23 protein-coding genes and 1 tRNA gene are annotated in these 21,749 nt (G+C 69.2%); 11 read left to right on the top strand and 13 right to left on the bottom strand.

Features of this window, described 5'->3' with window-relative positions:
* Nucleotides 1-43: 43 nt before the first annotated feature.
* The 5 genes from G5B31_RS07330 to metF all read right to left on the bottom strand — a co-directional run bounded on the left by G5B31_RS07330 (nucleotide 44) and on the right by metF (nucleotide 4,531).
* A complete protein-coding gene (locus G5B31_RS07330) occupies nucleotides 44-1,129 on the bottom strand; it encodes an acetyl-CoA C-acyltransferase (protein WP_165015390.1) in 1,086 nt (361 codons plus the stop codon).
* Nucleotides 1,126-2,223 (bottom strand): AMP-binding protein, encoded by a 1,098-nt coding sequence (locus G5B31_RS07325; RefSeq protein ID WP_165015387.1) that lies wholly within the window; start codon nucleotides 2,221-2,223, stop codon nucleotides 1,126-1,128. The genes G5B31_RS07330 and G5B31_RS07325 overlap by 4 nt, the downstream gene beginning before the upstream one ends.
* Nucleotides 2,216-2,989, bottom strand: a complete 774-nt coding sequence (locus G5B31_RS07320) for an aldolase/citrate lyase family protein (protein ID WP_165015380.1) — start codon at nucleotides 2,987-2,989, stop codon at nucleotides 2,216-2,218. Before G5B31_RS07320 ends, G5B31_RS07325 begins: the two co-directional genes overlap by 8 nt.
* Nucleotides 2,986-3,423: a type II 3-dehydroquinate dehydratase gene (gene aroQ / locus G5B31_RS07315; protein ID WP_165015377.1), complete on the bottom strand. Its 438-nt coding sequence runs from the start codon at nucleotides 3,421-3,423 to the stop codon at nucleotides 2,986-2,988. The genes G5B31_RS07320 and aroQ overlap by 4 nt, the downstream gene beginning before the upstream one ends.
* A 247-nt stretch (nucleotides 3,424-3,670) precedes the next feature.
* The gene (metF, locus tag G5B31_RS07310; RefSeq protein WP_165015374.1) at nucleotides 3,671-4,531 is read right to left on the bottom strand and encodes a methylenetetrahydrofolate reductase [NAD(P)H]; all 861 of its coding nucleotides are present in this window, start codon (nucleotides 4,529-4,531) and stop codon (nucleotides 3,671-3,673) included.
* A gap of 87 nt (nucleotides 4,532-4,618) precedes the next feature.
* Here metF and G5B31_RS07305 point away from each other — a divergent pair, with 87 nt between their 5' ends.
* Both G5B31_RS07305 and G5B31_RS07300 read left to right on the top strand, forming a co-directional pair.
* Nucleotides 4,619-5,527: a LysR family transcriptional regulator gene (locus G5B31_RS07305; RefSeq protein ID WP_165015371.1), complete on the top strand. Its 909-nt coding sequence runs from the start codon at nucleotides 4,619-4,621 to the stop codon at nucleotides 5,525-5,527.
* A 351-nt stretch (nucleotides 5,528-5,878) separates the two neighbouring features.
* Nucleotides 5,879-6,667 carry an inositol monophosphatase family protein gene (locus G5B31_RS07300; RefSeq protein WP_165015368.1) on the top strand — a complete coding sequence of 263 codons (789 nt, stop codon included), beginning with the start codon at nucleotides 5,879-5,881 and terminating at the stop codon, nucleotides 6,665-6,667.
* A gap of 54 nt (nucleotides 6,668-6,721) precedes the next feature.
* Here the strand turns inward: G5B31_RS07300 and G5B31_RS07295 are convergent, their stop codons facing one another.
* The 4 genes from G5B31_RS07295 to G5B31_RS07280 all read right to left on the bottom strand — a co-directional run bounded on the left by G5B31_RS07295 (nucleotide 6,722) and on the right by G5B31_RS07280 (nucleotide 12,819).
* Nucleotides 6,722-7,462 (bottom strand): rhomboid family intramembrane serine protease, encoded by a 741-nt coding sequence (locus G5B31_RS07295; protein ID WP_165015365.1) that lies wholly within the window; start codon nucleotides 7,460-7,462, stop codon nucleotides 6,722-6,724.
* Between the two features lie 235 nt (nucleotides 7,463-7,697).
* Nucleotides 7,698-11,144 (bottom strand): bifunctional proline dehydrogenase/L-glutamate gamma-semialdehyde dehydrogenase PutA, encoded by a 3,447-nt coding sequence (gene putA / locus G5B31_RS07290; protein WP_165015362.1) that lies wholly within the window; start codon nucleotides 11,142-11,144, stop codon nucleotides 7,698-7,700.
* Between the two features lie 192 nt (nucleotides 11,145-11,336).
* Nucleotides 11,337-12,029 carry an isoprenylcysteine carboxylmethyltransferase family protein gene (locus G5B31_RS07285; protein ID WP_165015359.1) on the bottom strand — a complete coding sequence of 231 codons (693 nt, stop codon included), beginning with the start codon at nucleotides 12,027-12,029 and terminating at the stop codon, nucleotides 11,337-11,339.
* Nucleotides 12,013-12,819: a sterol desaturase family protein gene (locus G5B31_RS07280; RefSeq protein WP_165015356.1), complete on the bottom strand. Its 807-nt coding sequence runs from the start codon at nucleotides 12,817-12,819 to the stop codon at nucleotides 12,013-12,015. Before G5B31_RS07280 ends, G5B31_RS07285 begins: the two co-directional genes overlap by 17 nt.
* A gap of 195 nt (nucleotides 12,820-13,014) precedes the next feature.
* Here G5B31_RS07280 and G5B31_RS07275 point away from each other — a divergent pair, with 195 nt between their 5' ends.
* The gene (locus G5B31_RS07275; RefSeq protein WP_165015353.1) at nucleotides 13,015-13,476 is read left to right on the top strand and encodes an Lrp/AsnC family transcriptional regulator; all 462 of its coding nucleotides are present in this window, start codon (nucleotides 13,015-13,017) and stop codon (nucleotides 13,474-13,476) included.
* A 16-nt stretch (nucleotides 13,477-13,492) separates the two neighbouring features.
* On the opposite strand, the gene G5B31_RS07270 is transcribed toward G5B31_RS07275, so the two are convergent.
* Together G5B31_RS07270 and G5B31_RS07265 are read right to left on the bottom strand one after the other, a co-directional pair.
* Nucleotides 13,493-13,663: a hypothetical protein gene (locus G5B31_RS07270; RefSeq protein ID WP_165015350.1), complete on the bottom strand. Its 171-nt coding sequence runs from the start codon at nucleotides 13,661-13,663 to the stop codon at nucleotides 13,493-13,495.
* 78 nt (nucleotides 13,664-13,741) lie between these two features.
* A tRNA-Leu gene (locus tag G5B31_RS07265) sits at nucleotides 13,742-13,827 on the bottom strand.
* A 149-nt stretch (nucleotides 13,828-13,976) separates the two neighbouring features.
* Between G5B31_RS07265 and G5B31_RS07260 the strand changes: the two genes are divergently transcribed.
* Genes G5B31_RS07260 through G5B31_RS07250 form a run of 3 tightly spaced genes read left to right on the top strand, consistent with a single transcriptional unit; the run spans nucleotide 13,977 to nucleotide 15,605 of the window.
* Complete coding sequence (locus G5B31_RS07260) at nucleotides 13,977-14,681, top strand: CoA transferase subunit A (protein WP_165015347.1); 705 nt, start codon at nucleotides 13,977-13,979, stop codon at nucleotides 14,679-14,681.
* Nucleotides 14,681-15,319 carry a CoA transferase subunit B gene (locus tag G5B31_RS07255; RefSeq protein ID WP_165015344.1) on the top strand — a complete coding sequence of 213 codons (639 nt, stop codon included), beginning with the start codon at nucleotides 14,681-14,683 and terminating at the stop codon, nucleotides 15,317-15,319. The genes G5B31_RS07260 and G5B31_RS07255 overlap by 1 nt, the downstream gene beginning before the upstream one ends.
* The gene (locus G5B31_RS07250; RefSeq protein WP_165015342.1) at nucleotides 15,312-15,605 is read left to right on the top strand and encodes a GNAT family N-acetyltransferase; all 294 of its coding nucleotides are present in this window, start codon (nucleotides 15,312-15,314) and stop codon (nucleotides 15,603-15,605) included. The genes G5B31_RS07255 and G5B31_RS07250 overlap by 8 nt, the downstream gene beginning before the upstream one ends.
* A gap of 289 nt (nucleotides 15,606-15,894) precedes the next feature.
* Here the strand turns inward: G5B31_RS07250 and G5B31_RS07245 are convergent, their stop codons facing one another.
* Complete coding sequence (locus tag G5B31_RS07245) at nucleotides 15,895-16,746, bottom strand: lytic transglycosylase domain-containing protein (RefSeq protein ID WP_165015339.1); 852 nt, start codon at nucleotides 16,744-16,746, stop codon at nucleotides 15,895-15,897.
* 358 nt (nucleotides 16,747-17,104) lie between these two features.
* Between G5B31_RS07245 and G5B31_RS07240 the strand changes: the two genes are divergently transcribed.
* Together G5B31_RS07240 and G5B31_RS07235 are read left to right on the top strand one after the other, a co-directional pair.
* The gene (locus G5B31_RS07240; protein WP_165015336.1) at nucleotides 17,105-17,305 is read left to right on the top strand and encodes a Flp family type IVb pilin; all 201 of its coding nucleotides are present in this window, start codon (nucleotides 17,105-17,107) and stop codon (nucleotides 17,303-17,305) included.
* A gap of 338 nt (nucleotides 17,306-17,643) precedes the next feature.
* Nucleotides 17,644-17,844 (top strand): Flp family type IVb pilin, encoded by a 201-nt coding sequence (locus G5B31_RS07235; protein WP_165015336.1) that lies wholly within the window; start codon nucleotides 17,644-17,646, stop codon nucleotides 17,842-17,844.
* 143 nt (nucleotides 17,845-17,987) lie between these two features.
* On the opposite strand, the gene G5B31_RS21500 is transcribed toward G5B31_RS07235, so the two are convergent.
* Entirely contained in the window at nucleotides 17,988-18,200 is a 213-nt protein-coding gene (locus G5B31_RS21500; RefSeq protein WP_394352121.1) for a hypothetical protein, read from the bottom strand.
* 178 nt (nucleotides 18,201-18,378) lie between these two features.
* Between G5B31_RS21500 and cpaB the strand changes: the two genes are divergently transcribed.
* From cpaB to G5B31_RS07215, 3 genes are all read left to right on the top strand, one after another.
* Entirely contained in the window at nucleotides 18,379-19,299 is a 921-nt protein-coding gene (cpaB, locus tag G5B31_RS07225; protein WP_165015330.1) for a Flp pilus assembly protein CpaB, read from the top strand.
* A gap of 207 nt (nucleotides 19,300-19,506) precedes the next feature.
* Nucleotides 19,507-20,907 carry a type II and III secretion system protein family protein gene (locus tag G5B31_RS07220; protein WP_165015327.1) on the top strand — a complete coding sequence of 467 codons (1,401 nt, stop codon included), beginning with the start codon at nucleotides 19,507-19,509 and terminating at the stop codon, nucleotides 20,905-20,907.
* Nucleotides 20,908-20,911: 4 nt separating this feature from the next.
* On the top strand, nucleotides 20,912-21,574 hold the full coding sequence (locus G5B31_RS07215; protein WP_165015324.1) for an OmpA family protein: 663 nt from the start codon (nucleotides 20,912-20,914) through the stop codon (nucleotides 21,572-21,574).
* The last annotated feature ends 175 nt before the right edge of the window (nucleotides 21,575-21,749 follow it).

Below are 21,749 nucleotides of genomic sequence, written 5' to 3'. Positions count from 1 at the left end.
TTCGGCCGCTCCTCGCGACGACAAGCCGAAGGCGAAGGAGGAGCTACCCCGCCGCCAGCACCATCGCCGCGCCGATCCCGCCGGCCGAGGCGATGGCGGCCAGTCCATGTCCGGCGGACAGGTCGTGGAACAGCCGCACCGCGAGGATGGCGCCCGAGGCGCCGATCGGATGCCCCCGCGCCAGCCCGCCGCCCTTCGGGTTGACGATCCCCGGCTCCAGCCCCGCCCCGCGGATGCAGGCCAGCGCCTGCACCGCATAGGCCTCCATCACCTCGGTCTGGCGCAGGTCGGCCGGGCCGATCCCCGCCTGTGCCAGCGCCGCCGCGATGGCCGGGATGGGTGCCAAGCCGGGTTGCTCCGGGTCCGCGCCGAGCGTCGCGGAGGCGGCGATCCGCAGCCCCCTGCCCCGCGCGGTCTCCTCCGCCGCGACGACCACGAAAGCGGCCGCATCCGCCGCCACCGCCGCATTGGCCGCCGTTACCGGACCCGCCAGCACCTTCGCCCGCGCCGCCAGCGCCGGAGTCAGCGCCCGGGTGAAGGCGTCACGCTGCAGTCCGGCGAGGGGCACGATTTCCGCACGGAAATCGGCGCCCAGGGCGCGGCGATGGCTCTCCACCGCATAGGCGTCGGCCTCCGCCCGGGTGATCCCCAAGGACACCGCCAGAGCCGCCGCCGCCTGCGCCATCTCGGGATCGCGGTCCGGCCAAGGCGTGAACGGCGCCTGCTCATAAGCCACCGGAGGCCCGCCCTCCGGGTCCGGCATCGCCCGCAGCGGCCGCAGCGAGTGGCTCTCCGCGCCCCCGGCAACAACCACCCGCGCCTGTCCCGAGGCCACCAGCGCCGCCGCCAGCGCAATCGCGTCCAGGCCCCCGGCGCATTGCCGGTCCAGCGTCAGCCCCGCCACCCGCTCCGGCAGGCCGGCAGCCAGAACCACCCGCCGGCCCGGATTGCCGCCGGCGCCGAGCGCGTTGGAACAGACCAGTTCATCCACCTCGCCGGGCGTCAGCCCCGCATCCGCCAGCACCGCCTGCACCACCGGCGCGGCCAGATCCTCGATCCGCAGGTGCCGGAACGCCCCGCCCCGCGGCGCCACCGCGGTGCGGCGGGCGGCGATGATCCGGGCGCTCATTCCCCGCGCTCCAGCGCGGAAAGGTCGGTCTTGCCCGAGGCCGTCACCGGCCAGTCGGCCCGCCAGCGGATCGACCGCGGCGCCTTCATCGGGCCGAGCGCCGCCCGCAGCGCCGCCATCACCGCCGCCTCCGCCGTCGGGTCCCCCATCGCCACGGCATGAAGCACATGCCCCCGCGCGGCATCGGGACGGGCCAGCACCGCGGCCCGCTCCACCCCCGGCAGGCTTTCCATCAGCGCCTCGATCTCTTCGGGAAAGACGTTCTGATCGGCCACCGTCACCATCCGTCCCTTGCGGCCGTGCAGGTGGAGATACCCGCCCTCCAGCCGCCCCATCTCGCCCACCGTCAGCCAGCCGTCCCGCCAGCGGGCGGAGCCGGGATCGGAAGCGTAGCCCTCGAACAGATAGGGGCTTCTCACCCAGACCTCGCCGTCACGGATCTCCAGCTCCACCCCGGGATAGGGCCTGCCGACTGAGGCCGCCGGGGTATCGGAATCCGCCAGGGTGATGAAACTCGCCTCCGCCGCGCCGTAGAACTCCCGCAACTCCGCCGCCGGGGCCAACTCCGCCAACCGCTCCCGCAGCGCAAGGTCCAGCTTCGACCCGCCCACCAGCACCGCCCGCAGCCCGGGCATCGGCCGGCTCAACCCGCGCAGTTGTGCCGGGGTGACGTAGAGCACCTCCACCCGCCGGGCAGCCAGCGCCGCCGCCTGCCGGTCGGGCCGCAGCCCGGCCAGCAGATGCACCTCGGCCCCGAGATGCGCCCCCTCCAGCGCGCCATAGAGCGCCAGCGAATGCTCCAGCGCACCGAGGACGGCGACCCGCGCGCCCGGCCCGATGCCGAACAGCCCGGCATTCACCGCGAAGGAGGCCGTCCAGCTGGCGACCGACCGCCTGATCCGCCGCGGCGTCCCGGTGGAACCGGAGGTCAGCGTCTCGAACCCCTCCGGCGCGGGCGCAGGAGCCTCCGGCAGGCCGATGCGGAACCCGGCGCCTTTCGCCAGCGCTTCGCGCAGGTCAGGCGCGGCGGCCTCGGCCCCGTCCGGGCCGATCAGCCGCGCGGCGGGATGCAGCCGGAAACGGTCGTCAGCCATCGCCCCGGCCGAAGCCGCGCGCCAGCCCGACCGCCGCCCCGCGCAGCAGCGCCATATCGACGCCGACCGCGGTGAAGCCGGTCCCCAGTTCCATGCAGCGCCGGGCAAAGCCCTGATCCAGCGTCAGGATTCCCGAGGGCACCCCCACGGCCTTCAGCCGCAGGATCGCCTCCTCGACCTTCGCCACCACCTCCGGGTGGCCGGCATTCCCCGGATGCCCGAGGCTGGCGGCAAGGTCCGATGGCCCGATGAAGACCGCATCCACCCCGTCCACGGTGGCGATCTCCTCGATCCGCGCCACCGCCTCGCCGGTCTCGACCTGCACGATCAGGCAGAGTTCCTCCTCGGCGCGCTTCACATAGTCCTTCACCGCGCCGAAGCGGCTGGCCCGGGTCATGCCCGAGACGCCGCGGATGCCGCGCGGGGCGTAGCGCATGGCGCGGACGGCGGCCTCGGCCTCTGCCCGCGTCTGCACGTAGGGCAGCAGCAGCGTCTGCGCACCGAGGTCCAGCGCCCGCTTGATCAGCACGGTGTCGTTGGCCTGCGGACGCACCACCGGCGCCACCGGATAGGGCGCCACCGCCTGCAGCATCCCCATCAGGTCGGGGATGTCGGTCAGCGAATGTTCGGTATCCAGAACCATCCAGTCGAAGCCCGCCCCCGCCAGCAACTCGGCCACCACCGGGCCGGGGATGGTGTTCCAGATGCCGATCTGCTGCCGGCCCTCATGAAGGGCGCGCTTGAAGGTATTGACAGGCAAGCTCATTTCTTCACCAGCGTCGCCATGCGCCGCAGCGCCAGAAGATAGCCCTCGGTGCCGAAGCCGCAGATCACCCCCTCGGCCCGCGCGGAGACGTAGGAGTGATGCCGGAAGGCCTCGCGCTTGTGGATGTTGGAAATGTGCACTTCCAGCACCGGGCCGTCGAAGGCCATCAGCGCATCGAGAATCGCCACCGAGGTATGCGAATAGGCCCCGGGGTTGATGACGATCCCGGCGGCATTGTCGCGGGCGGCGTGGATGTAGTCGACCATCGCGCCTTCGTGGTTGGACTGTTTCGCCACCACCTTCAGCCCCAGCTCCGCCCCAAGGGCGGTGCAGGCGGCAACCACGTCGGCCAGCGTCTCGCGCCCGTAGATCTCGGGCTGGCGCAGGCCCAGCAGGTTCAGGTTGGGGCCGTTCAACAGCAGGATCTGCGTCATCAGCGGGGCTTTCCTTGCGGCACGGACACGACCTTAGAGCCTGTCCGACAAAAGTGGAATCCGGTTTTGTCGAAAAGACAGGCGGTTCCTCTGAAGCCGGAACTCTTCCGATGCTTCTATCAGCATCGGAAGATGCTCTGGCGGATCGCCTCCGCGGGGCAAGGGCGGCGGCGGCAAAAAAAGACGGCCCTCCGCCGGGGCGAAAGGGCCGTTCAGGGAGACAGGATAGATCCCCGAAGCCTTGAGGTCAGGCGACTTTCTCCAGCGCCACCGGCGGCTGGATGCCAAGCGCGCGCACCACCTCGCGCGTCATCTGCGGGCGGTTGAGGGTGTAGAAATGCAAGTCCTCGACTCCGCCCTCGATCAGCCGGTCGCACAGCTGGGTGGCATGGGCCAGCGCATAAAGCTCTTCCCGGCCGTCGGCGATGGCGCGGGTGAAGGCCTCGTCCAGCTTCTTCGGCACCGTGGTGCCGCAGCGCAGGGCGAACTTCCGCGCGCCGTCCCAGCTGACGATCGGCAGGATGCCGGGGATGATCGGCGCCGAAATCCCCGCCGCCGCGCAGGCATCGCGGAAGCGGAAGAAGGTGTCGGCCTCGAAGAAGAACTGGGTGATCGCGCTGGAGGCCCCGGCGTCGATCTTGCGCTTCAGCCAGTCGATGTTGGCGGCGGCATCGGGGTGGCGTTCGGGATAGGCGCCGACACGGATGTTGAACCGCCCGGTGCGCGCCAGCGTGTCCACCAGCTCGACCGAGGAGGCGAAGCCCTGGGGATGCGGCTCCCACCGGGCGGCGCCCTTCGGCGCGTCGCCGCGCAGGGCCACGATCTCGGTCACGCCGGCGGCCAGGTAGGCGCTGGCAATTTCAAGGGTTTCCAGCTTGGTCGCGTCGACGCAGGTCAGGTGCGCGGCGACGTTCAGCCCGTAGTGGCGATGGATCGTCTCCACCGCGTCATGGGTCAGCTTGCGGGTGGTGCCGCCGGCGCCATAGGTGACCGAGACGAATTCCGGCTGCATCGGTGCCAGCGCCTGCACGGTTTCCCACAGCCGGAACGACGCATCCAGCGTCTGCGGCGGGAAGAACTCGAAACTGATGCGGGGCGTCCGGGTCATGGTCTGGCTCCTTCGATGCCCCCTTGTCGCAGATTCGGGAATGTGAGACCAATTCATAGTTTTCAGCATCATTATGAGGTTCACCGCATGTATATCGAGTTGCGGCACCTGCGGACGATCCGGGCGATCCATCAGGCCGGCGGGCTGGCCAAGGCGGCGGCGCTGCTGAACATGACCCAGTCGGCGCTGAGCCATCAGGTCGCGGGGCTGGAGGACCAGGCCGGGATGGAGCTGTTCGTGCGGCGGTCGAAGCCGATGCGGCTGTCGGCGGCGGGGCAGCGGATGCTGCGGGCGGCGGACCGCATCCTGCCCGAGATCGACGCGATGGAAGAGGAATTCCGCGCGCTCCGCGCCGGCAAGACCGGGCGGCTGCACATCGCCATCGAATGCCACGCCTGTTTCGACTGGCTGTTCCCCTGCCTCGAACTGTTCCGCCACGCCTGGCCCGAGGTGGACGTGGACATCCGCGCCGGCTTCGCCTTCGATGCCTTCCCGGCGCTGCACCGCGAGGAGGTGGACCTGGTGATCGCCTCGGAAGCCGGGCCGATGCCGGGCGTGGCCTTCAATCCGCTGTTCGACTATCACCCGACCTTCGTCGCCTCGGCGCAGAACCCCTTGGCGGAGAAGGATTTCATCACCGCCGAGGATTTCCGCGACCAGGTGCTGATCACCTATCCGGTCGGCCGCAACAAGCTGGACGTGTTCAGCGAGGTGCTGACGCCGGCCCGGGTGGAGCCGCGGGCGCAGCGGACGGCGGAACTGACGGCGGTGATCCTGATGCTGGTCGGCTCGGGCCGCGGGGTGGCGGTGCTGCCGGACTGGGTGATGCGCGAGGTGAAGGCGAATGCCGATTACGTCACCCGCCCGCTGGGGCCGCAGCCGGTGACCAAGCGGATGTATGGCGCCACCCGCGAGGAGGACGCGGTGAAGCCCTATGTCGCGCATTTCCTGCGGCTGGCCCGCAGCGAGCCGGTGAAGCTGCAGCGGGGGCTGTAGCGCGGCATCCGATCCACGGTTCGGTCGGGCGGGAGACGGCGAGGCACTGCCTCGCCCCCGCCCGTGCGCGACGATTGCACCCGGAAACGATGGCAACCTGAAACCCGAGAGGCCAGCGCCCGACCCGGCGGGCGAGAAGCGCTTGGCCCGAGGGCGGGGCGGGCGCTGGCCGGGCCTTTAAGGCCCGGCCGGGACAAGGGGAAGCGTTGCGCCGTGGCGAAGGCGATGGCCTTCGCCACTGAGCCGATAGCCGGACGGGTTCCGGTCCCTACCCAACGGCAATGCCGCCCCGGGCTTTTCAAGCCGCGATTTTGCCGCTAGAGGCCGGGGCTCCATCCGAGGAGTCCGCCGATGCAAGGCAGCGCCAACCTGAACCTGATGATCAAGGCCGCCCGCCGCGCCGCGCGCAGCCTGGTGAAGGACTTTCGCGAGGTCGAGAACCTCCAGGTCTCGGCCAAGGGTCCGGGCGACTTCGTCACCAAGGCCGACCGGGAAGCGGAGCGGATCATCAAGGAAGAGCTGATGGGCGGCCGGCCGACCTATGGCTGGCTGGGCGAGGAGACCGGCGAGACCGCCGGGCAGGACCCGACCCGGCGCTGGATCGTCGACCCGCTGGACGGCACCACCAACTTCCTGCACGGGATGCCGCATTGGGCGATCTCGATCGCGCTGGAGCACAAGGGCGAGATCGTCTCGGCCGTGGTCTACGACCCGGCCAAGGACGAGATGTTCTGGGCCGAGAAGGGCGCCGGCTGCTGGCTGAACGACAACCGCCGGTTGCGCGTCTCGGCCCGGCGGCAGATGCACGAGGCGGTCTTCGCCACCGGCGTGCCCTTCGGCGCCAAGAAGACCCTGCCCGCAATGCTGAAGGACCTGGCGGCGCTGATGCCCGCCTGCGCCGGCCTGCGCCGCTGGGGCGCGGCCTCGCTGGACATGGCCTATGTCGCCGCCGGGCGTTACGAGGGCTTCTGGGAACGCGAACTCGGCCCTTGGGACATGGCGGCGGGCCTGCTGCTGGTGAAGGAGGCCGGCGGCATGGTCTCGGGCATCCGCGAGGGGCAGGACCCGATGGACTCGGGTTCGGTGATCCTTGGCAACGAGGCGCTGTTCGAGCCCTTCCGCAAGGTGATCCGCGGCTGAAACGATCCTTCGGCGAAGGATCGTTTCACGATTTTTCGGCGAAAAATCGGACTTCTAGCGCCGGGGCACGCGCGGGATGCGGCTCGGGCTCAGCGGGTATTTCGCCTCCGGGTGCGGCGGTTCGCCATGGGTGCGCCGCCAGTAGCCGCGCCCGCCGCGGCGAAGCCAGACCGGCAGCACCAGCACCAGCCCGGCCAGGAAGCCGCCGATATGCGCCCAATAGGCCACGCCGCCGCCTTCGGTCGGGGTCGAGACGCCCGAGACCAGTTGCAGCCCGAACCAGAGGCCGAGGACGATCCAGGCCCGCAGCGCGAAGACCCGGAAGAAGATGACGAAGAACAGCAGCACGTCGACCCGGGCCTTGGGGTAGAGCAGCAGATAGCCCCCCATCACCCCGGCCACCGCGCCCGAGGCCCCGACCATCGGCGCCCCCGATCCGGGATCGGCGGCGATCTGCAAGGCCGCGGCGGCCAGCCCGCTGCCGAGGTAGAACAGCAGGAAGCCGATGCGGCCCATCTCCTCTTCCAGGTTGTCGCCGAAGATCCACAGGAACAGCATGTTGCCGATCAGGTGCATCCAGCCGCCGTGCAGGAACATATGGGTCAGCAGGGTCCCGTAGCCCTGCCCCTGCGCCAGCCGCGCCGGCACCAGCCCCCATTCCATGAAGAACCGCATCAGCGGCCAGCCCTCCAGCGTGGTGTAATAGCCGAGGAAGACCAGCACGTTGACGGCGATCAGCGCCAGCGTGACGAAAGGCGTGCCGCCCGAGGGGTTGTGGTCGCGGATCGGAAACATGCGCGAGCCTTCCCTATCCTTGCCGGGCGGTCAATCCCCGGCCGGCGACCGGGGGCCAGCCCCCGGGCCCCCGGAGTATTTCGGCCAAGATGAAGACATGCCGCTTCCTCTTGATCCAAATACTCTCAGGGGGTTTGGGGGCAGAATGCCCCCATCAGTCGACAGCAGCCGCAAGGAGACTCCCCAGCCGCAGAGACAAAGGCTTGCGGCGGCAGCCGCTCCTTGTGACGGCGGCTCAGTCCTCGGACACCGCGGCCAGCAGGCGGGCGTTGCCGCCCGAGGCGGTGGTGTCGATGCAGATGTGGCGCTCGTGCGCGACATGGGCGCGGTCGGGCAGGCCGCCGATCAGCGGCAGGATCGGCCCCTCGCGCCCGGCCAGCGCCTGCACATAGGCCCGCGCCGGATCGGCCGCCCCCCACCACAGCGCGCCGGAGAAGCCTTGCAGCCGGGCCAGCGCGTCGGGCCGCAGGTCCGGGGCCTCGACCGCCCGGCCGCCGAGGCGGCGGACGGCATCGGCCTGCGCCAGCGCCGCCTCCGCCCCCGGGCCGAGGCACAGGAGCGGCGCCCGCGGCTCGAAGCGCAGGCGGTTCGATTCGCCGGTGGGGCCGGGCAGGTCCAGCGGCTCCACCGGCTGCGCGGCCGCGGGGGTGGCGAGGCGCTGCGCGACCTCGGCCTCCTCCGCCGGGGCGCCGGAGCGGCCCGCGCCCGGCGCTTCGGCGCGGGTGAAGCGGTGCAGGTAGTCCGGGCCGCCGGCCTTGGGGCCGGTGCCGGACATGCCTTCGCCGCCGAAGGGCTGGCTGCCGACCACCGCGCCGATCTGGTTGCGGTTGACATAGGCATTGCCGACCGCCAGCCGCGCGGTCATCTCCTGCACCCGGTCGTCGATGCGGGTGTGCAGGCCGAAGGTCAGCCCGTAGCCGGTGGCGTTGATGCGGTCGACCAGTTGCCCGACCTCCTCGGCCTTGAACGTGGCGAGGTGCAGGACCGGGCCGAAGATTTCGCGCTGCATCGCCTCGATCCCGGGGACCGAGATCACCGCGGGCGGCAGGAAATGGCCGCCTTCAGGCGCGGGCAGCTGCTTCAGCAGGCGGCCCTCGGCGCGGGCCTGGTCCACATAGGCGCGGATCGCCGCCTGCGCCTGCGCGTCGATCAGCGGGCCGACGTCGGTCGACAGGTCCCAGGGATCGCCGAGCGCCAGTTCCTCCATCGCGCCGGACAGCATCTCGGAGATGGTCTCCGCCACGTCTTCCTGCACGTAGAGGCAGCGCAGGGCCGAGCAGCGCTGGCCGGCCGACTGGAAGGCGGAGGCGATGATGTCGCGCACCGCCTGTTCCGGCAGCGCGGTGGAATCGACCACCATCGCGTTCAGACCCCCGGTCTCGGCGATCAGCGGCGCGGTGGGGGACAGGTTCTCGGCCATGGCGCGGCGGATCTTCTGCGCAGTGGCGGTGGAGCCGGTGAAGCAGACGCCATCGACCCGCGGGTCCGAGGTCAGCATCGCCCCCACCTCGCCGCCGCCGGGCAGCAGTTGCAGCGCGGTCTCTGGCACCCCGGCCCGGTGCATCAGCTTCACCCCAAGCGCGGCGATCAGCGGAGTCTGCGGCGCGGGCTTGGCAAGCACGGCATTGCCGGCGGCCAGCGCCGCGGCGATCTGGCCGGTGAAGATGGCCAGCGGGAAGTTCCACGGGCTGATGCAGGTGAAGGTGCCGAGTGGCGGATGCGCCAGCCCCTTGATGCCGGAGGCGTAGTAGCGCAGGAAATCCACCGCCTCGCGCAGTTCGGCCAGAGCGTCGGAAAGGGTCTTGCCGGCCTCGCGCGACAAGAGGGCGAAGATCTCGCCGATGTTCTGCTCGTAAAGGTCGGCGGCGCGGTTCAGCACCTCGGCGCGTTCGGCCGGCCCGGCGGCCCAGGGTTCGGCCAGCCGCAGCGCGGTGTCGGTATCGGCGGCGCTGGCGGCCAGCACATGGCCGACCAGCGCGCCGGTGGCGGGGTTCAGGACCTCGGTCCGCTCGCCGCCCGCCGGGCGGCCGGCGATGAGAGGCGAAGCCTCGGACAGCGCGTCGCGGAACGGCGCGCGGGCGGCCTCCACCGCCTCCAGATCGGCGGCGGAGGTCAGGTCCAGCCCCTTCGAGTTGCGGCGGCCGGGGAACAGCACCGGCGGCGGGGTGACCGCGGCGGAGGGGATCGCCGCCATTTCCTCGATCCGGGTCAGCGGGCAGGCGGCGACGCGCTCGGCCGGCACGTCCTCGTCGACGATCTGGTTGACGAAGCTGGAGTTGGCGCCGTTCTCCAGCAGCCGCCGGACCAGATAGGCCAAGAGGTCGCGGTGCGCGCCCACCGGCGCATAGATCCGGCAGCGGGTGCCGCGGTCGGTGTGGACGATGTCGTGCAGCCGTTCGCCCATGCCGTGCAGGCGCTGGAATTCGTAGGACAGCGCCCCGCCGGGCAGGCCCTCGGCCATGTGCAGGATGGCGGCGACGGTATGGGCGTTGTGGGTGGCGAATTGCGGGTAGATGCGGTCGGTCATCGCCAGCAGCTTGCGAGCATTGGCGATGTAGGACACATCGGTCGCCTGCTTGCGGGTGAAGACCGGGAAACTTTCCAGCCCCAGCACCTGCGCCCGCTTCACCTCGGCGTCCCAATAGGCGCCCTTCACCAGCCGCACCATGATCCGGCGGTCCAGCCGCTGCGCCAGCGCATAAAGCCAGTCGATCACCGCGCCGCAGCGGCGGCCATAGGCCTGCACCACCACGCCGAACCCGTCCCAGCCCTTCAGCGCCGGGTCGGCCAGAACCGCCTCGATCACCTTCAGGGACAGCGCCAGCCGGTCGGCCTCTTCCGCGTCGATGTTGAAGCCCAGGCCGGCGGCCCGGGCCAGCCCCGCCAGCGCCCGCACCCGCGGCACCAGTTCCTCCATCACCCGTGCTTCCTTGGCCACCTCGTAGCGGGGATGCAGCGCCGACAGCTTCACCGAGATGCCGGGGTTGGCGCGGATGTCGCTGCCCTTTGCCGCCGCGGCGATGGCGGTGATTGCCCGGGAATAGGCCAGGTGATAGCGGCGGGCGTCCGCTTCGGTCCGCGCCGCCTCGCCCAGCATGTCGTAGCTGTAGGTGTAGCCCTTGGCCTCCATCTCTCGCGCCCGGGCCATGGCCTTGTCGATGGTCTCGCCGAGGACGAACTGGCGGCCCATCTCCTTCATCGCCCGGGACACGGCGGAGCGGATCACCGGCTCGCCCAGCCGCTTCACCGCGGCGCGCAGGTGGCCCGCCACGCCGGGCTCGCGGTCGTCCAGCACCTTGCCGGTCAGCATCAGCGCCCAGGTGGAAGCGTTGACCAGCGACGAGGCGGAGCGGCCGAGATGGCGGCCCCAGTCGGAGGGGGCGATCTTGTCCTCGATCAGCGCGTCCATCGTCTCGGCATCCGGCACCCGCAAGAGCGCCTCGGCCAGGCACATCAGCGCGATGCCTTCGTCGGTGGAGAGGCCGTATTCGGCCAGGAAGACTTCCATCAGCCCCGGCTTGGTCGCGCCCCGGATGCGGCGGACCAGATCGGCCCCGGCCGCGGCGATGGCGGCGCGGTCGTCCGGGCCGAGCGCGGCCTGATCCAGCAAGCGGCGGACCAGCGCCTCCTCATCGGTCAGGGACCCTTTGGCGATGATGTCCCAGGGGGTAAGGTCGGTCATGGCGCTCTCCTCGGCTCGCGGCGGCAGGATAGCGCCGAACGGGCAGGCGATTTGCCCGTTCTTTGCGATATCTCCAGCTCTATGGCCTGATAATACGAGGAAGCCAGGCCGATCCGGCCTACAAAGCCAAGACCCGCAGCGCCGGTGGGGCGCCGCGGGTCAGGGCCGGACCGGCCGGAGTCGCGGAAAGGCTCAGGCGCTTTCGCCCACCGGCGCCGCGCGCCGCGGCAGCAGGCCGTTCAGGCCGGGGATCAGCATCGGCACCCGCCGGGCATAACCGGCATATTCCGGGAAGGTCTCGGCCAGCACCTTTTCCTCCAGCCGCGCCCGGGCGATCTGGAACGCCAGGCAGGACAGGCCGAGCGCATAGGCAGCGGCCGAGCCGTTCGACATCGTCACCCCCAGCACCGCCACCAGTTCGGCGGCATAGAGCGGATGGCGCACGATGCGATAGGGGCCGGCGGTGACCAGCGCCCGCGCCGAGGCCACGACCGAGAACGACCGGCCGAGCCGCGTCAGGCACAGGATCGACAGCACGGTGCCGAGGACGACCAGCACCGTCGAGACCACGCGCTGCACCGGGCCGACCTCGACCGGCGCGGCGACGGCGACCAGCATCATCACGAAGGTGCCGGCAATGGCCACCAGCCGCGGCATCAGCCCGGTGGCGGCGTTGCGGGCGGGCAGGCGGGTGGCGGTGAACCACACGATCATGCCCAGGAAGACCAGGTTCGAGACGCGCGAGAGCAGGATCAGCTCCCACATCGGCACCGTGTCATGCGCGGCGACGAGGGCCGCCATCCCTTTCAGGGACCTGACCAGCAGCCAGCCGAACACGATCAGCAGCAGGCCCATTCCGAGGCGGTCTTCAAGCGTTCTGTTCATGGGTCGCACCTTTCGTGTTTGTCTGCTTGCGGCGCGCCTTCAGCAGGGCCGCAAAGGGATAGAGAAGCTGGAGGGGGTAGGACCGGGGCACCGGGTCGGAGACGCCATAGCGCTCGGGCCGGTGCCGCGGCAGGAACATGGTGCCCGCCACCACGTCGATCAGCGACAGCTGGGCGGCGAAGTTGCGGTTGTAGGCCTCGCGCTGGTCGGCATGGTGCCAGTGATGGTATTCGGGCGAGGCGATCAGCCATTTCAGCGGCCCGAAGGTGATGCGCAGGTTGGAATGCAGCAGCAGCGCCTGGACGTGGTAGATCAAGCTGAAGATCGCCACCGCCGGGGCCGAGAAGCCCAGGAAATAGACCGGCAGCAGCGACAGCGCATTGGTCCAGATCTGGTCGAAGGGATGGACGCGGTGCGAGGCCAGCCAGTCCATCTCCTCGATGCTGTGGTGCACGGAGTGGAACTTCCACAGGAAGGGAATGCCGTGCGACAACCGATGCGCGGTGTAATAGCCGATGTCGGCCACGACGATCACGCCGATCACCTGCGCCCAGAGCGGCAGGCCCCGCGTCCAGGCGGTCGCCTCCGCCGGCACCCAGTGGGTCCAGCTGGCCATCACCCCGCCCAGAACCAGGATCGACCCGGCCCGCACCAGGAAACCGTTGAAAAGCAGGTAGATCAGGTCGTTCGCCCAGTCGCGCCGCAGGATCGGCTGGTCGTGGTGCAGGGGCAGCAGGCGCTCCAGCGGGATGAAGATGCACGCCAGAATCAGGATCGCGGTATAGTCCATGCCTGTCTCTTCCCCTGCCTGTCGTCCCGCGGTCTGTGCCGGCCGCCGCGGGCCTGTCTGTCAGCGGAATGTGGCGAAACTGGGCGGGGGTCGGGGCATTTCCGGGCGATTGCCGCGGCTTTGCCGGACAATCCCGCCGCTTGCAGCCGCCGCCCCGCCCTTCCACAATGGCGCAGGCGTCGGCGGGAGGGCGGGATGCGACCGGGCAAGGAGGAGCTGGACCGTTTCGACCGGGCGATCCTTGCGGTGCTGTCCGCCGAGGGGCGGATCAGCGCCACCGAACTGGCCCGCCGCATCGGCCTGTCGAAAAGCCCGACCCAGGCGCGGATGAAGCGGCTGGAGGAGGCGGGGGTGATCGCAGGCTACCGGGTGATCCTCGATCCGGTGCGGATGGGGCAGGCCCATGTCGCCTTCGTCGAGGTGCGGCTCAGCGACACCCGCGAGGCGGCGTTGCGGGCGTTCAACAAGGCGGTGCTGGCGGTGCCCGAGATCGAGCAATGCCACATGATCGCCAGCCGCTTCGACTATCTGCTGAAGGTGCGCACCGCCGACATCGCCGACTACCGCCGCGTGCTGGCCGAGCGGATCAGCGCCCTGCCCCATGTCGCCTCCACCTCGACCTATGTGGCGATGGAGGCGGTGAAGGAGACGCTGTAGCCGACGTGCGCCCCGGCTAGCGGGCCTGCAGCAGCTGCTCCTGCGCGTCGGCCTGATGGTCGATCCTGCCGCGGCAGTCCCGCGCCGGGTTGTGGGCGATGCCGGAGCGGCGGATGGCGGTGGGCGGCGGATCGGGATCGGGCGGCGGCGGAACCGGGTCCGTCGGCGGTTTGGGATGCTGGATCATGGGGGCCTCCCTCGGCTTCGCCCCGACAACAGCGAAGGCCGGAGGATGTTCCCGCCCCGCGCCGCAAAACCGGCAAGCTGGTGCCCGCGGCCGGACTCGAACCGGCACGGCCTTGCGGCCCAGGGAGTTTAAGTCCCATGTGTCTACCATTCCACCACGCGGGCGGGCGCGGCGCACCATAGCGAAGCTGCGGGCCGGGGGAAGCCCTTCCCGGGCCTGCTGTCGTTTTCCGCTTCCCGGATGCCGCGGCGCGGCAATTGACAAGCCCGCGCATGGCCCTCTTTATGGGGCCAGGAGTTTGCGGGGGATATCCATGAACAAGGTCTATCCGAGCGCCGGGGCGGCGCTTGAGGGGCTTCTCGGCGACGGAATGCTGATCGCGGCCGGGGGCTTCGGCCTCTGCGGCATCCCGGAGCTGCTGATCGCGGCGATCCGCGACTCCGGCGTCAAGGAGCTGACGGTGGCCTCGAACAACGCCGGCGTCGACGGCTTCGGGCTCGGGGTGCTGCTGGAGACACGGCAGATCCGCAAGATGATCTCCTCCTACGTCGGCGAGAACGCGGAATTCATGCGCCAGTATCTGAGCGGCGAGCTGGAGCTGGAATTCAACCCGCAGGGCACGCTGGCCGAGCGGATGCGGGCGGGCGGCGCCGGCATCCCCGGCTTCTACACCGCCACCGGCGTCGGCACGGTGATCGCCGAGGGCAAGGAACACCACGACTTCGACGGCCGCACCTATATCCTGGAGCGCGGCATCGTCGCCGACCTGTCGATCGTGAAGGCCTGGAAGGCCGATCCCTCGGGCAACCTGGTCTTCCGCAAGACCGCGCGGAACTTCAACGTGCCGGCGGCGACCTGCGGGCGCACCTGCGTGGTGGAGGTGGAGGAGATCGTGCCGCTCGGGTCGCTGGATCCCGATGCGATCCACCTGCCGGGGATCTATGTCCACCGCATCGTCGCCGGAAAACACGAGAAACGGATCGAACAGCGCACGGTGCGCAAGCGGGAGGCGGTGTGATGTCGGAAGCGAAGGGCTGGGACCGCAACGGCATTGCGGCGCGGGCGGCGCAGGAGCTGCAGGACGGCTGGTATGTCAACCTCGGCATCGGCATCCCGACGCTGGTGGCCAACTACATTCCGCAAGGGGTGAACGTCACCCTGCAGTCGGAGAACGGGATGCTGGGGATGGGACCGTTTCCCTATGAGGGCGAGGAAGACCCCGACCTGATCAACGCCGGCAAGCAGACCATCACCGAACTGCCGCAGACCGCCTATTTCGATTCGGCGACCTCCTTCGCCATGATCCGCGGCGGCAAGATCGCCATGGCGATCCTCGGCGCGATGGAAGTGGCCGAGAACGGCGACCTGGCGAACTGGATGATCCCGGGCAAGCTGGTCAAGGGGATGGGCGGGGCGATGGACCTGGTGGCGGGCGTCGGCCGGGTGGTGGTGGTGATGGACCACACCTCCAAGCACGGCGAGTCGAAGGTGCTGAAGCAATGCACCCTGCCGCTGACCGGCAAGGCGGTGGTGAACCGGATCATCACCAACCTCGGCGTCCTCGACGTGGTGCCGGGGGGGCTGAAGCTGGTGGAACTGGCGCCGGGCGTGACCGAGGCCGAACTGCGGGCCGCGACGGAGGCGACCCTTGTCTGAGGCTCATCAGGTCGGCCGCGAACACGGGGAGAGCCGCGGTCGCTTCGTCATCCGCCGCGGCGGCGAGGAGGCGGAGCTGACCTATTCCGTCACCACCCCCGCGCTGGTCATCGCCGACCACACCGGCGTGCCCGACAGCTTCCGCGGCACCGGCGCCGGGCTGGCGCTGGTGCAGGCCCTGGTGGCGGCAGCACGGGCGGAGGGGTTCAAGATCGTGCCGCTCTGCCCCTTCGTGAAGGCGCAGAGCCTGAAGCATCCCGAATGGGCGGACGTGTTCGCCGGTTGACAGGTCGCAGGGGGCGCTGCCCCCTCGCCCGTTCCGGGCTCACCCCCGGGATATTTTCATCCAGAAAGAGGGGCCGTTAAGACCCCCTTAACCCCGGCTGCCGCAGTCTGCCCCTGCGGTGCAGGCTGGGAAGCCGATGACCGCTCCAGGAAGAGGCGCGCCCCGCGGCTGGAGCAATCCCCCGTCGGGGCGCGTCCGCCTTCTGCTCTTTCTGGAGAAAAATATCCCGGGGGTGAGGCCGCAGGCCGAGGGGGCGGCGCCCCCTGACTTTTCGCAGAAAAGTCGTGCCTCAGCCGCCGGCGAGGAGGATCTTGAACACGCAAGGGTCGCCGACCAGTTCCGGCGGGGTCTGGCACAGGCCCTGCGCCACCTGCCAGGCGGCCAGCACCTTTGGCACGTAGTCGCGGGTCTCGGCATAGGGCGGCACGCCCTGGTTGGCGCGCACCGCGCCCTCGCCGGCGTTGTAGGCGGCCAGCACCATCAGCGGGTCGCCGTTGAATTCGCCCATCAGCCAGTCGAGATAGGCGACGCCGCCCTTGATGTTCTGCACCGGGTCGGTGCTGTCCGAGACGCCGAAGCGCTCGGCGGTGGCGGGCATCAGCTGCATAAGCCCGGTCGCCCCGGCGCTGCTGACCGCATCCTTGCGGCCGGCGCTTTCGATCCCCATCACCGCCAGCACCAGCGCGGGCGAGACCCGGGTGCCGACCGTCGCGCCGAGGATGTCCTTGCCGTAGATCTCGGCCAGGGTCTGCATCGACTGCATCCGCGGCGCGGCCACCTGCGCCCTGCCCGGCCCCTGGCTCAGCGCGGCCATGGCAGCGGGATAGCGGCCGGAGACCTCGGCGATGCCCGGGGGGATCATTTCCCAGAACCAGGCGTAGTTCGACTTCGGCGCCGGCGCGGGGGTGCCGTCGGCGCCCGGGGGCGCGGGCTCCTCGGATTTCAGCGCCGGGTCCTTCCAGGCGGTGGCGGCCAGCCGGCGGGCCTGTTCCTCGGGGTCGATCTGCACGGTGATCAGCTTGCCCGAGACCCGGTCGCTGGCCTTGATGCGGCGGAAGGTGAAATCCTCCTGCGCCGCGGCCGGGATCGCCGGCACGGCCAGGGACAGAATCGCCAGGAACGCGCCTGTCGTGATCCGCATCTGCGGGCTGCCTGCTCTTGTTCTTCTTTTGCCGGGAAGGTTGCAGAGAATCTCCCGTCCGCAAAGGGGAATCGCCGCCGGAAAATGGCATTTCCGCCAGATTTGACCGAAAAACCACGGGGATGGGAGCAGCGGCAGAGACGGTTCCTAAAAATGAATCTTTAATATTCAATGAGTTATGAATTCTGCCGGAAGAATCTCTCGATTGCGTGAAAAGGCCCCGATCGCAGCAAAAGCCCGCCACGATTGGGGGGCCATATGGGGACATCCCAAGCGGGACCGGCGCGGAACAGAGGCCGGACCGGACAGACCGCCACGGATGAGTGAAAACCTGAGCACCTTGGAAAGGGACACCGAAATGAAAGCTCTGAACCTGCTGAAGCGTTTCCAGAAAGACGAAGACGGCGCCGTGACCGTGGACTGGGTCGTGCTGACCGCCGCCATCGTCGGCCTGGGCCTGATCGTCATGGCCGCCATCAAGCCGGCGATCTCGAACCTCTCGACCTCGATCGCCACCGAGATCGGCAAGGCCGACGACAGCTTCGGCACCACCCCGTAATCGGGAACGCCTGGCCCAAGGGCCAAGCCGGAACGGGCCGCGCTTCCGAAAGGAAGGCGCGGCCCTCGTCTGTTCAAAGGGGCGAACCGCCTGCCGTCCGCCCGCCCGAAGGGCAGGAGCTGCCCGCGGAACGCGGAAACGATCAAATCCCACCGTTTCGCAGAAACCCCAAAGATTCCCCATTTCCGCCGCAAACCCCGGGATTCCTTCCCAACTGCCGCCACGATTGGGGGGCCATATGGGGACATCCCAAGCGGGACCGGCGCGGAACAGAGGCCAGACCGGACAGACCGCCACGGATGAGTGAAAACCTGAGCACCTTGGAAAGGGACACCGAAATGAAAGCTCTGAACCTGCTGAAGCGTTTCCAGAAAGACGAAGACGGCGCCGTGACCGTGGACTGGGTCGTGCTGACCGCCGCCATCGTCGGCCTGGGCCTGATCGTCATGGCCGCCATCAAGCCGGCGATCTCGAACCTCTCGACCTCGATCGCCACCGAGATCGGCAAGGCCGACGACAGCTTCGGCACCACCCCGTAATCGGGGACGCCTGGCCCAAGGGCCAAGCCGGAACGGGCCGCGCTTCCGAAAGGAAGGCGCGGCCCTCGTCTTGCAGGAGCGATAGGCCCGATCCGGCGAAAACGCCGCGAAAAGCCCGCCGGGCCTGCAAAATTTCGCCGCAATCACTGCGCAGAAAACTGGTTTGAGGCGGGACGCACGACCCCGCGCAACGGGACGGAGAGAGAGATGCGGAACCTCGTCAGGGCCTTCGCCAGGTCGGAAGACGGTGCGATCACGGTGGACTGGGTGGTGCTGACGGCGCTGATCGTCGGCATCCAGGTCATCCTGCTGCTGACGCCCATGCGCAATGCCCTTGTCGGGGTCTCGGAAAGCATCGGCGTCAAGGTTTCGGAATACGGCCAGTTCATCGAGTAGCGAGGGACCGGCGGACGCGGCGGCCGACGGGCGACGGCGCGGAAGTGAAGGACAAGGCGCGGCAATCCCGCACGCGCCGGATGGGTAGCACCGGAAAGCGGCAGGGCCGCGCTTCGGGGATGTATAGGGGTAACGGGAATGCGAGCAGTCTTTGCACTCGTGCTGGTGGTCGGCATGGCGCTTGCGGGCGTCGCCGTCTACATGGCGCAAAGCTACGTGGGCCAGTCCCAGGCCGCGGTGGCCCGGGCCCAGGCCCTGCAGCGTGAGACGGGCCGGCTGGTGCAGGTCTACGCGATCAACAAGCCGATGAAGTTCGGCGATCCGCTGACCAAGGACGATGTCGAGGTGCTTTACGTGCAGGAGAGGTTCCTGCCCGCCGGCGCCTATGTCGTCCCGCGCGAGGGCGAGACCGTGGAATACAAGCCCGCCGTCCCGGCCCAGGAAGGCGAGGTCGTGGTGCAGACGCCGACCGGCCCCTTGTTCCCCGAGACCGTCGACAAGCCGCGCTACATCATGCGCTCGATGGAGCCGCACGAAATTCTGCTGGCCAGCCGCGTGACCGAGCCGGGCCAGGTGGCCGGGCTGACCGGCAAGCTGGAAAAGGGGATGCGGGCCTTCCAGATCAAGGTCAGTTCCTCCTCCGGCGTGGCGGATTTCGTAATGCCGGAGAATTATATCGACATCTACTGGACCGGGGTCGGCGGCGGCAGCGTCAACGGCGAGGTCACGCGGCTGATCGAAAGCGCGATCCGGGTGATCGCGGTGGACCAAGCCTCGGGCGAGGGCCAGTCGCTGGGCGGCACCGCCAATACCGTGACCGTGGCGGCGACGCCCGAGCAGGTGGCGCGGCTGGCGCAGGCGCAGGCGACGGGGCAGCTGTCGATGTCGCTGGTGGCCGATTCCGCCGATCAGGTGGCCGGCTTGGTCGAGGTCGACGGCGACAAGCTCCTGGGTATCGAGAGACAGGAAGTGGTGCAGGTCGAGGCCGAGGAGCAATGCACCATCAAGACCCGCAAGGGCGCCGACGTGGTGGAAATCCCGATCCCCTGCACCAACTGATCAAGGCCGAAGGCCGGGCGCGGACCACATCATCTGGGGCCTGCGCCCGATCCGCTTCACCAAGCTTTGCGGGCTGTTGCCGGTTATCCACATAAAGAACGGCCCCCAAACACTTGATTCTTGCAAAAAAACACCGCTTCCGGCAAATTGGGGCGGAATTTGGGCGACAAGACCCATCCCGAGGCGTGATCGAAAGGGCAGATCACCATGAGCATGAAGACAATCCTTGCAGCCGGCGCATTGGGCGCGGCCCTGGCCACGGCGGCGCTGACGCCGGCGGGTGCAGAGGTCCTTCGGGTCGCCACGGGTCAGGCCTCCTCGGCGCTGAACGTGCCGATGAACCGCGCGGTTGTGGTCGAGAGTGACGTGCCCTTCGCCGAGCTTTCCATCGCCAACCCTGGGATCGCCGACATCTCCACCCTCTCGGACCGCTCGATCTACGTCCTCGGCAAGGCGCCGGGGCGGACGACGCTGACGCTGTTGTCGCCGGACGGCAAGCTGATCTCCAACGTGGATGTCCACGTCACCCCCGACATCGCCGAGTTCAAGGAACGCCTGCAGCAGATCCTGCCGGGCGAGAAGATCGAGGTGCGCACCGCCAACGACGGCATCGTGCTGTCGGGCGTGGTCTCCTCCACCGCCAAGCTGGACCGGGCGCTGGACCTGGCCAACCGCTACGCGCCGGACCGGGTGTCGAACCTGATGGTGGTCGGCGGCACCCAGCAGGTGATGCTGAAGGTCCGCTTTGCCGAGATGCAGCGGTCGGTGTCGAAGAACCTGTCCTCCTCGCTGGCGATCAACTCGAACAGCGGCACGGTCGGCGGCGGGGTGGAGACCGGCACCTGGCTGGAGCCCGGCAACGCCCTCGGCACCACCCCGATCACCACCCGCGATTCCGCCAACAGCGCCATGCTCCTGGGCTTCACCGCCGGCGCCTTCGAATTCGGCGTCCTGCTGGAGGCGCTGGAATCGAAGGGCATGGTCCGCACCCTGGCCGAGCCGAACCTGACTGCGCTGTCGGGACAGGAGGCCAAGTTCCTTGCGGGCGGCGAATACCCGATCCCGGTCGCGGCCGGCGAAGGCCAGATCGGCATCGAATACAAGCCCTTCGGGGTGGAGCTGAACTTCACCCCGGTGGTGGTGGACGGCGACATCATCAACCTGACGATCAACGCCGCCGTCAGCTCGATCGACTCGACCACCTCGCTGGAGGCGAACGGCTTCGCCATCAACGCCTTCAAGCGGCGCGAGACCTCGACCACGGTGGAGATGCGCGACGGCGAGAGCTTTGCCATCGCCGGCCTGTTGCAGGACGACTTCCGCGACCTGAACGGCCAGGTGCCATGGCTGGGCGACGTGCCGATCATCGGCGCCCTCTTCCGCAGCGCCGAATACCAGCGCGCGCAGTCCGAGCTGGTGATCATCGTCACCCCGCATCTGGTGACCCCGGTCAACGGCGAGGCGCTGGCCCTGCCGACCGACCGCGTCCGCATCCCGACCGAGCGCGAGCTGTTCCTGTTCGGCGATGTGGCCAAGACCCCGAAGGGCGCGGCGGGCGAAGTGGCGAAGCAGGACTTCTCCACCTCCTACGGCTATGTGATGGAGTGAGCCGATGAGCCGCAAGCTTCCGATCCTTCTGGCCTCCGTCCCGCTTCTGGCGCTGGCCGCCTGCGGCGACACGTCCACCAGCTTCGACCAGGAGCTGGGGGCCGAGGTCGACAAGGGCCAGTTCGGCAATGCCACCATGCACAACACGCTGCTGCAGTCCGGGCAGATGGAATACACCATCGCCCTGGCGCAGCGCTTCGCCAACGAGGTGCCGGACACGGTGAACTTCGCCTTCAACCGCGCCGACCTCTCGCCCGAGGCGATGAGGATTCTCGACGCGCAGGCCAATTTCATCAAGCAGTTCCCCGAGGTGCGGTTCAAGGTCTTCGGCCATACCGATCTGGTGGGCAGCCAGGGCTACAACTACAACCTCGGCCTGCGGCGGGCGAAGGCGGTGGTCAACTATCTGGTCGGCAAGGGCATTTCCCGGTCGCGGCTGGAGGCGGTGGTCAGCTACGGCAAGACCCGGCCGCTGATCCAGACCAACCAGCCGGAAGTGCGCAACCGCCGCACGGTGACCGAGGTCTCGGGCTTCGTCTCCAGCCACCCGCTGGTGCTGAACGGCAAATATGCCGCGATCATCTGGCGGACCTATACCACCGAACTGGCCGAGCGGCCGCATCCCGGCAACACCACCATCGTGACCGAGACCAAGCCCGACGGCTGATCCGCGCCACGGGCCGGGAATCGACAGCAAGGCCGGGCGCAGGCAGCGCCCGGCCTTCGTCGTTCGGCCGCATCCCCGGCGCGCAAATTTCAAGGATTGACGCCATTCCGGCCCCAATCTCGCCGTTATCCGCAGACACTTTGGGAGCAATGGAAACGGCCGCGGCGGGAATCTG

It is taken from the genome of Rhodobacter sp. SGA-6-6 (assembly GCF_011043545.1).
Classification (GTDB): domain Bacteria; phylum Pseudomonadota; class Alphaproteobacteria; order Rhodobacterales; family Rhodobacteraceae; genus Pseudogemmobacter.
The sequence above is the reverse complement of the archived record's forward strand: the minus strand, read 5'-3'. Positions and strand labels throughout refer to the sequence as shown.

Bases quoted from the DNA above. Each gene is read 5' to 3' on its own strand.
- G5B31_RS07330 (WP_165015390.1), bottom strand. From the start codon at position 1,129: ATGAGCGCCCGGATCATCGCCGCCCGCCGCACCGCGGTGGCGCCGCGG.
- G5B31_RS07325 (WP_165015387.1), bottom strand. From the start codon at position 2,223: ATGGCTGACGACCGTTTCCGGCTGCATCCCGCCGCGCGGCTGATCGGC.
- G5B31_RS07320 (WP_165015380.1), bottom strand. From the start codon at position 2,989: ATGAGCTTGCCTGTCAATACCTTCAAGCGCGCCCTTCATGAGGGCCGG.
- aroQ (WP_165015377.1), bottom strand. From the start codon at position 3,423: ATGACGCAGATCCTGCTGTTGAACGGCCCCAACCTGAACCTGCTGGGC.
- metF (WP_165015374.1), bottom strand. From the start codon at position 4,531: ATGACCCGGACGCCCCGCATCAGTTTCGAGTTCTTCCCGCCGCAGACG.
- G5B31_RS07305 (WP_165015371.1), top strand. From the start codon at position 4,619: ATGTATATCGAGTTGCGGCACCTGCGGACGATCCGGGCGATCCATCAG.
- G5B31_RS07300 (WP_165015368.1), top strand. From the start codon at position 5,879: ATGCAAGGCAGCGCCAACCTGAACCTGATGATCAAGGCCGCCCGCCGC.
- G5B31_RS07295 (WP_165015365.1), bottom strand. From the start codon at position 7,462: ATGTTTCCGATCCGCGACCACAACCCCTCGGGCGGCACGCCTTTCGTC.
- putA (WP_165015362.1), bottom strand. From the start codon at position 11,144: ATGACCGACCTTACCCCCTGGGACATCATCGCCAAAGGGTCCCTGACC.
- G5B31_RS07285 (WP_165015359.1), bottom strand. From the start codon at position 12,029: ATGAACAGAACGCTTGAAGACCGCCTCGGAATGGGCCTGCTGCTGATC.
- G5B31_RS07280 (WP_165015356.1), bottom strand. From the start codon at position 12,819: ATGGACTATACCGCGATCCTGATTCTGGCGTGCATCTTCATCCCGCTG.
- G5B31_RS07275 (WP_165015353.1), top strand. From the start codon at position 13,015: ATGCGACCGGGCAAGGAGGAGCTGGACCGTTTCGACCGGGCGATCCTT.
- G5B31_RS07270 (WP_165015350.1), bottom strand. From the start codon at position 13,663: ATGATCCAGCATCCCAAACCGCCGACGGACCCGGTTCCGCCGCCGCCC.
- G5B31_RS07260 (WP_165015347.1), top strand. From the start codon at position 13,977: ATGAACAAGGTCTATCCGAGCGCCGGGGCGGCGCTTGAGGGGCTTCTC.
- G5B31_RS07255 (WP_165015344.1), top strand. From the start codon at position 14,681: ATGTCGGAAGCGAAGGGCTGGGACCGCAACGGCATTGCGGCGCGGGCG.
- G5B31_RS07245 (WP_165015339.1), bottom strand. From the start codon at position 16,746: ATGCGGATCACGACAGGCGCGTTCCTGGCGATTCTGTCCCTGGCCGTG.
- G5B31_RS07240 (WP_165015336.1), top strand. From the start codon at position 17,105: ATGAAAGCTCTGAACCTGCTGAAGCGTTTCCAGAAAGACGAAGACGGC.
- G5B31_RS07235 (WP_165015336.1), top strand. From the start codon at position 17,644: ATGAAAGCTCTGAACCTGCTGAAGCGTTTCCAGAAAGACGAAGACGGC.
- G5B31_RS21500 (WP_394352121.1), bottom strand. From the start codon at position 18,200: ATGCTTTCCGAGACCCCGACAAGGGCATTGCGCATGGGCGTCAGCAGC.
- cpaB (WP_165015330.1), top strand. From the start codon at position 18,379: ATGCGAGCAGTCTTTGCACTCGTGCTGGTGGTCGGCATGGCGCTTGCG.
- G5B31_RS07220 (WP_165015327.1), top strand. From the start codon at position 19,507: ATGAGCATGAAGACAATCCTTGCAGCCGGCGCATTGGGCGCGGCCCTG.
- G5B31_RS07215 (WP_165015324.1), top strand. From the start codon at position 20,912: ATGAGCCGCAAGCTTCCGATCCTTCTGGCCTCCGTCCCGCTTCTGGCG.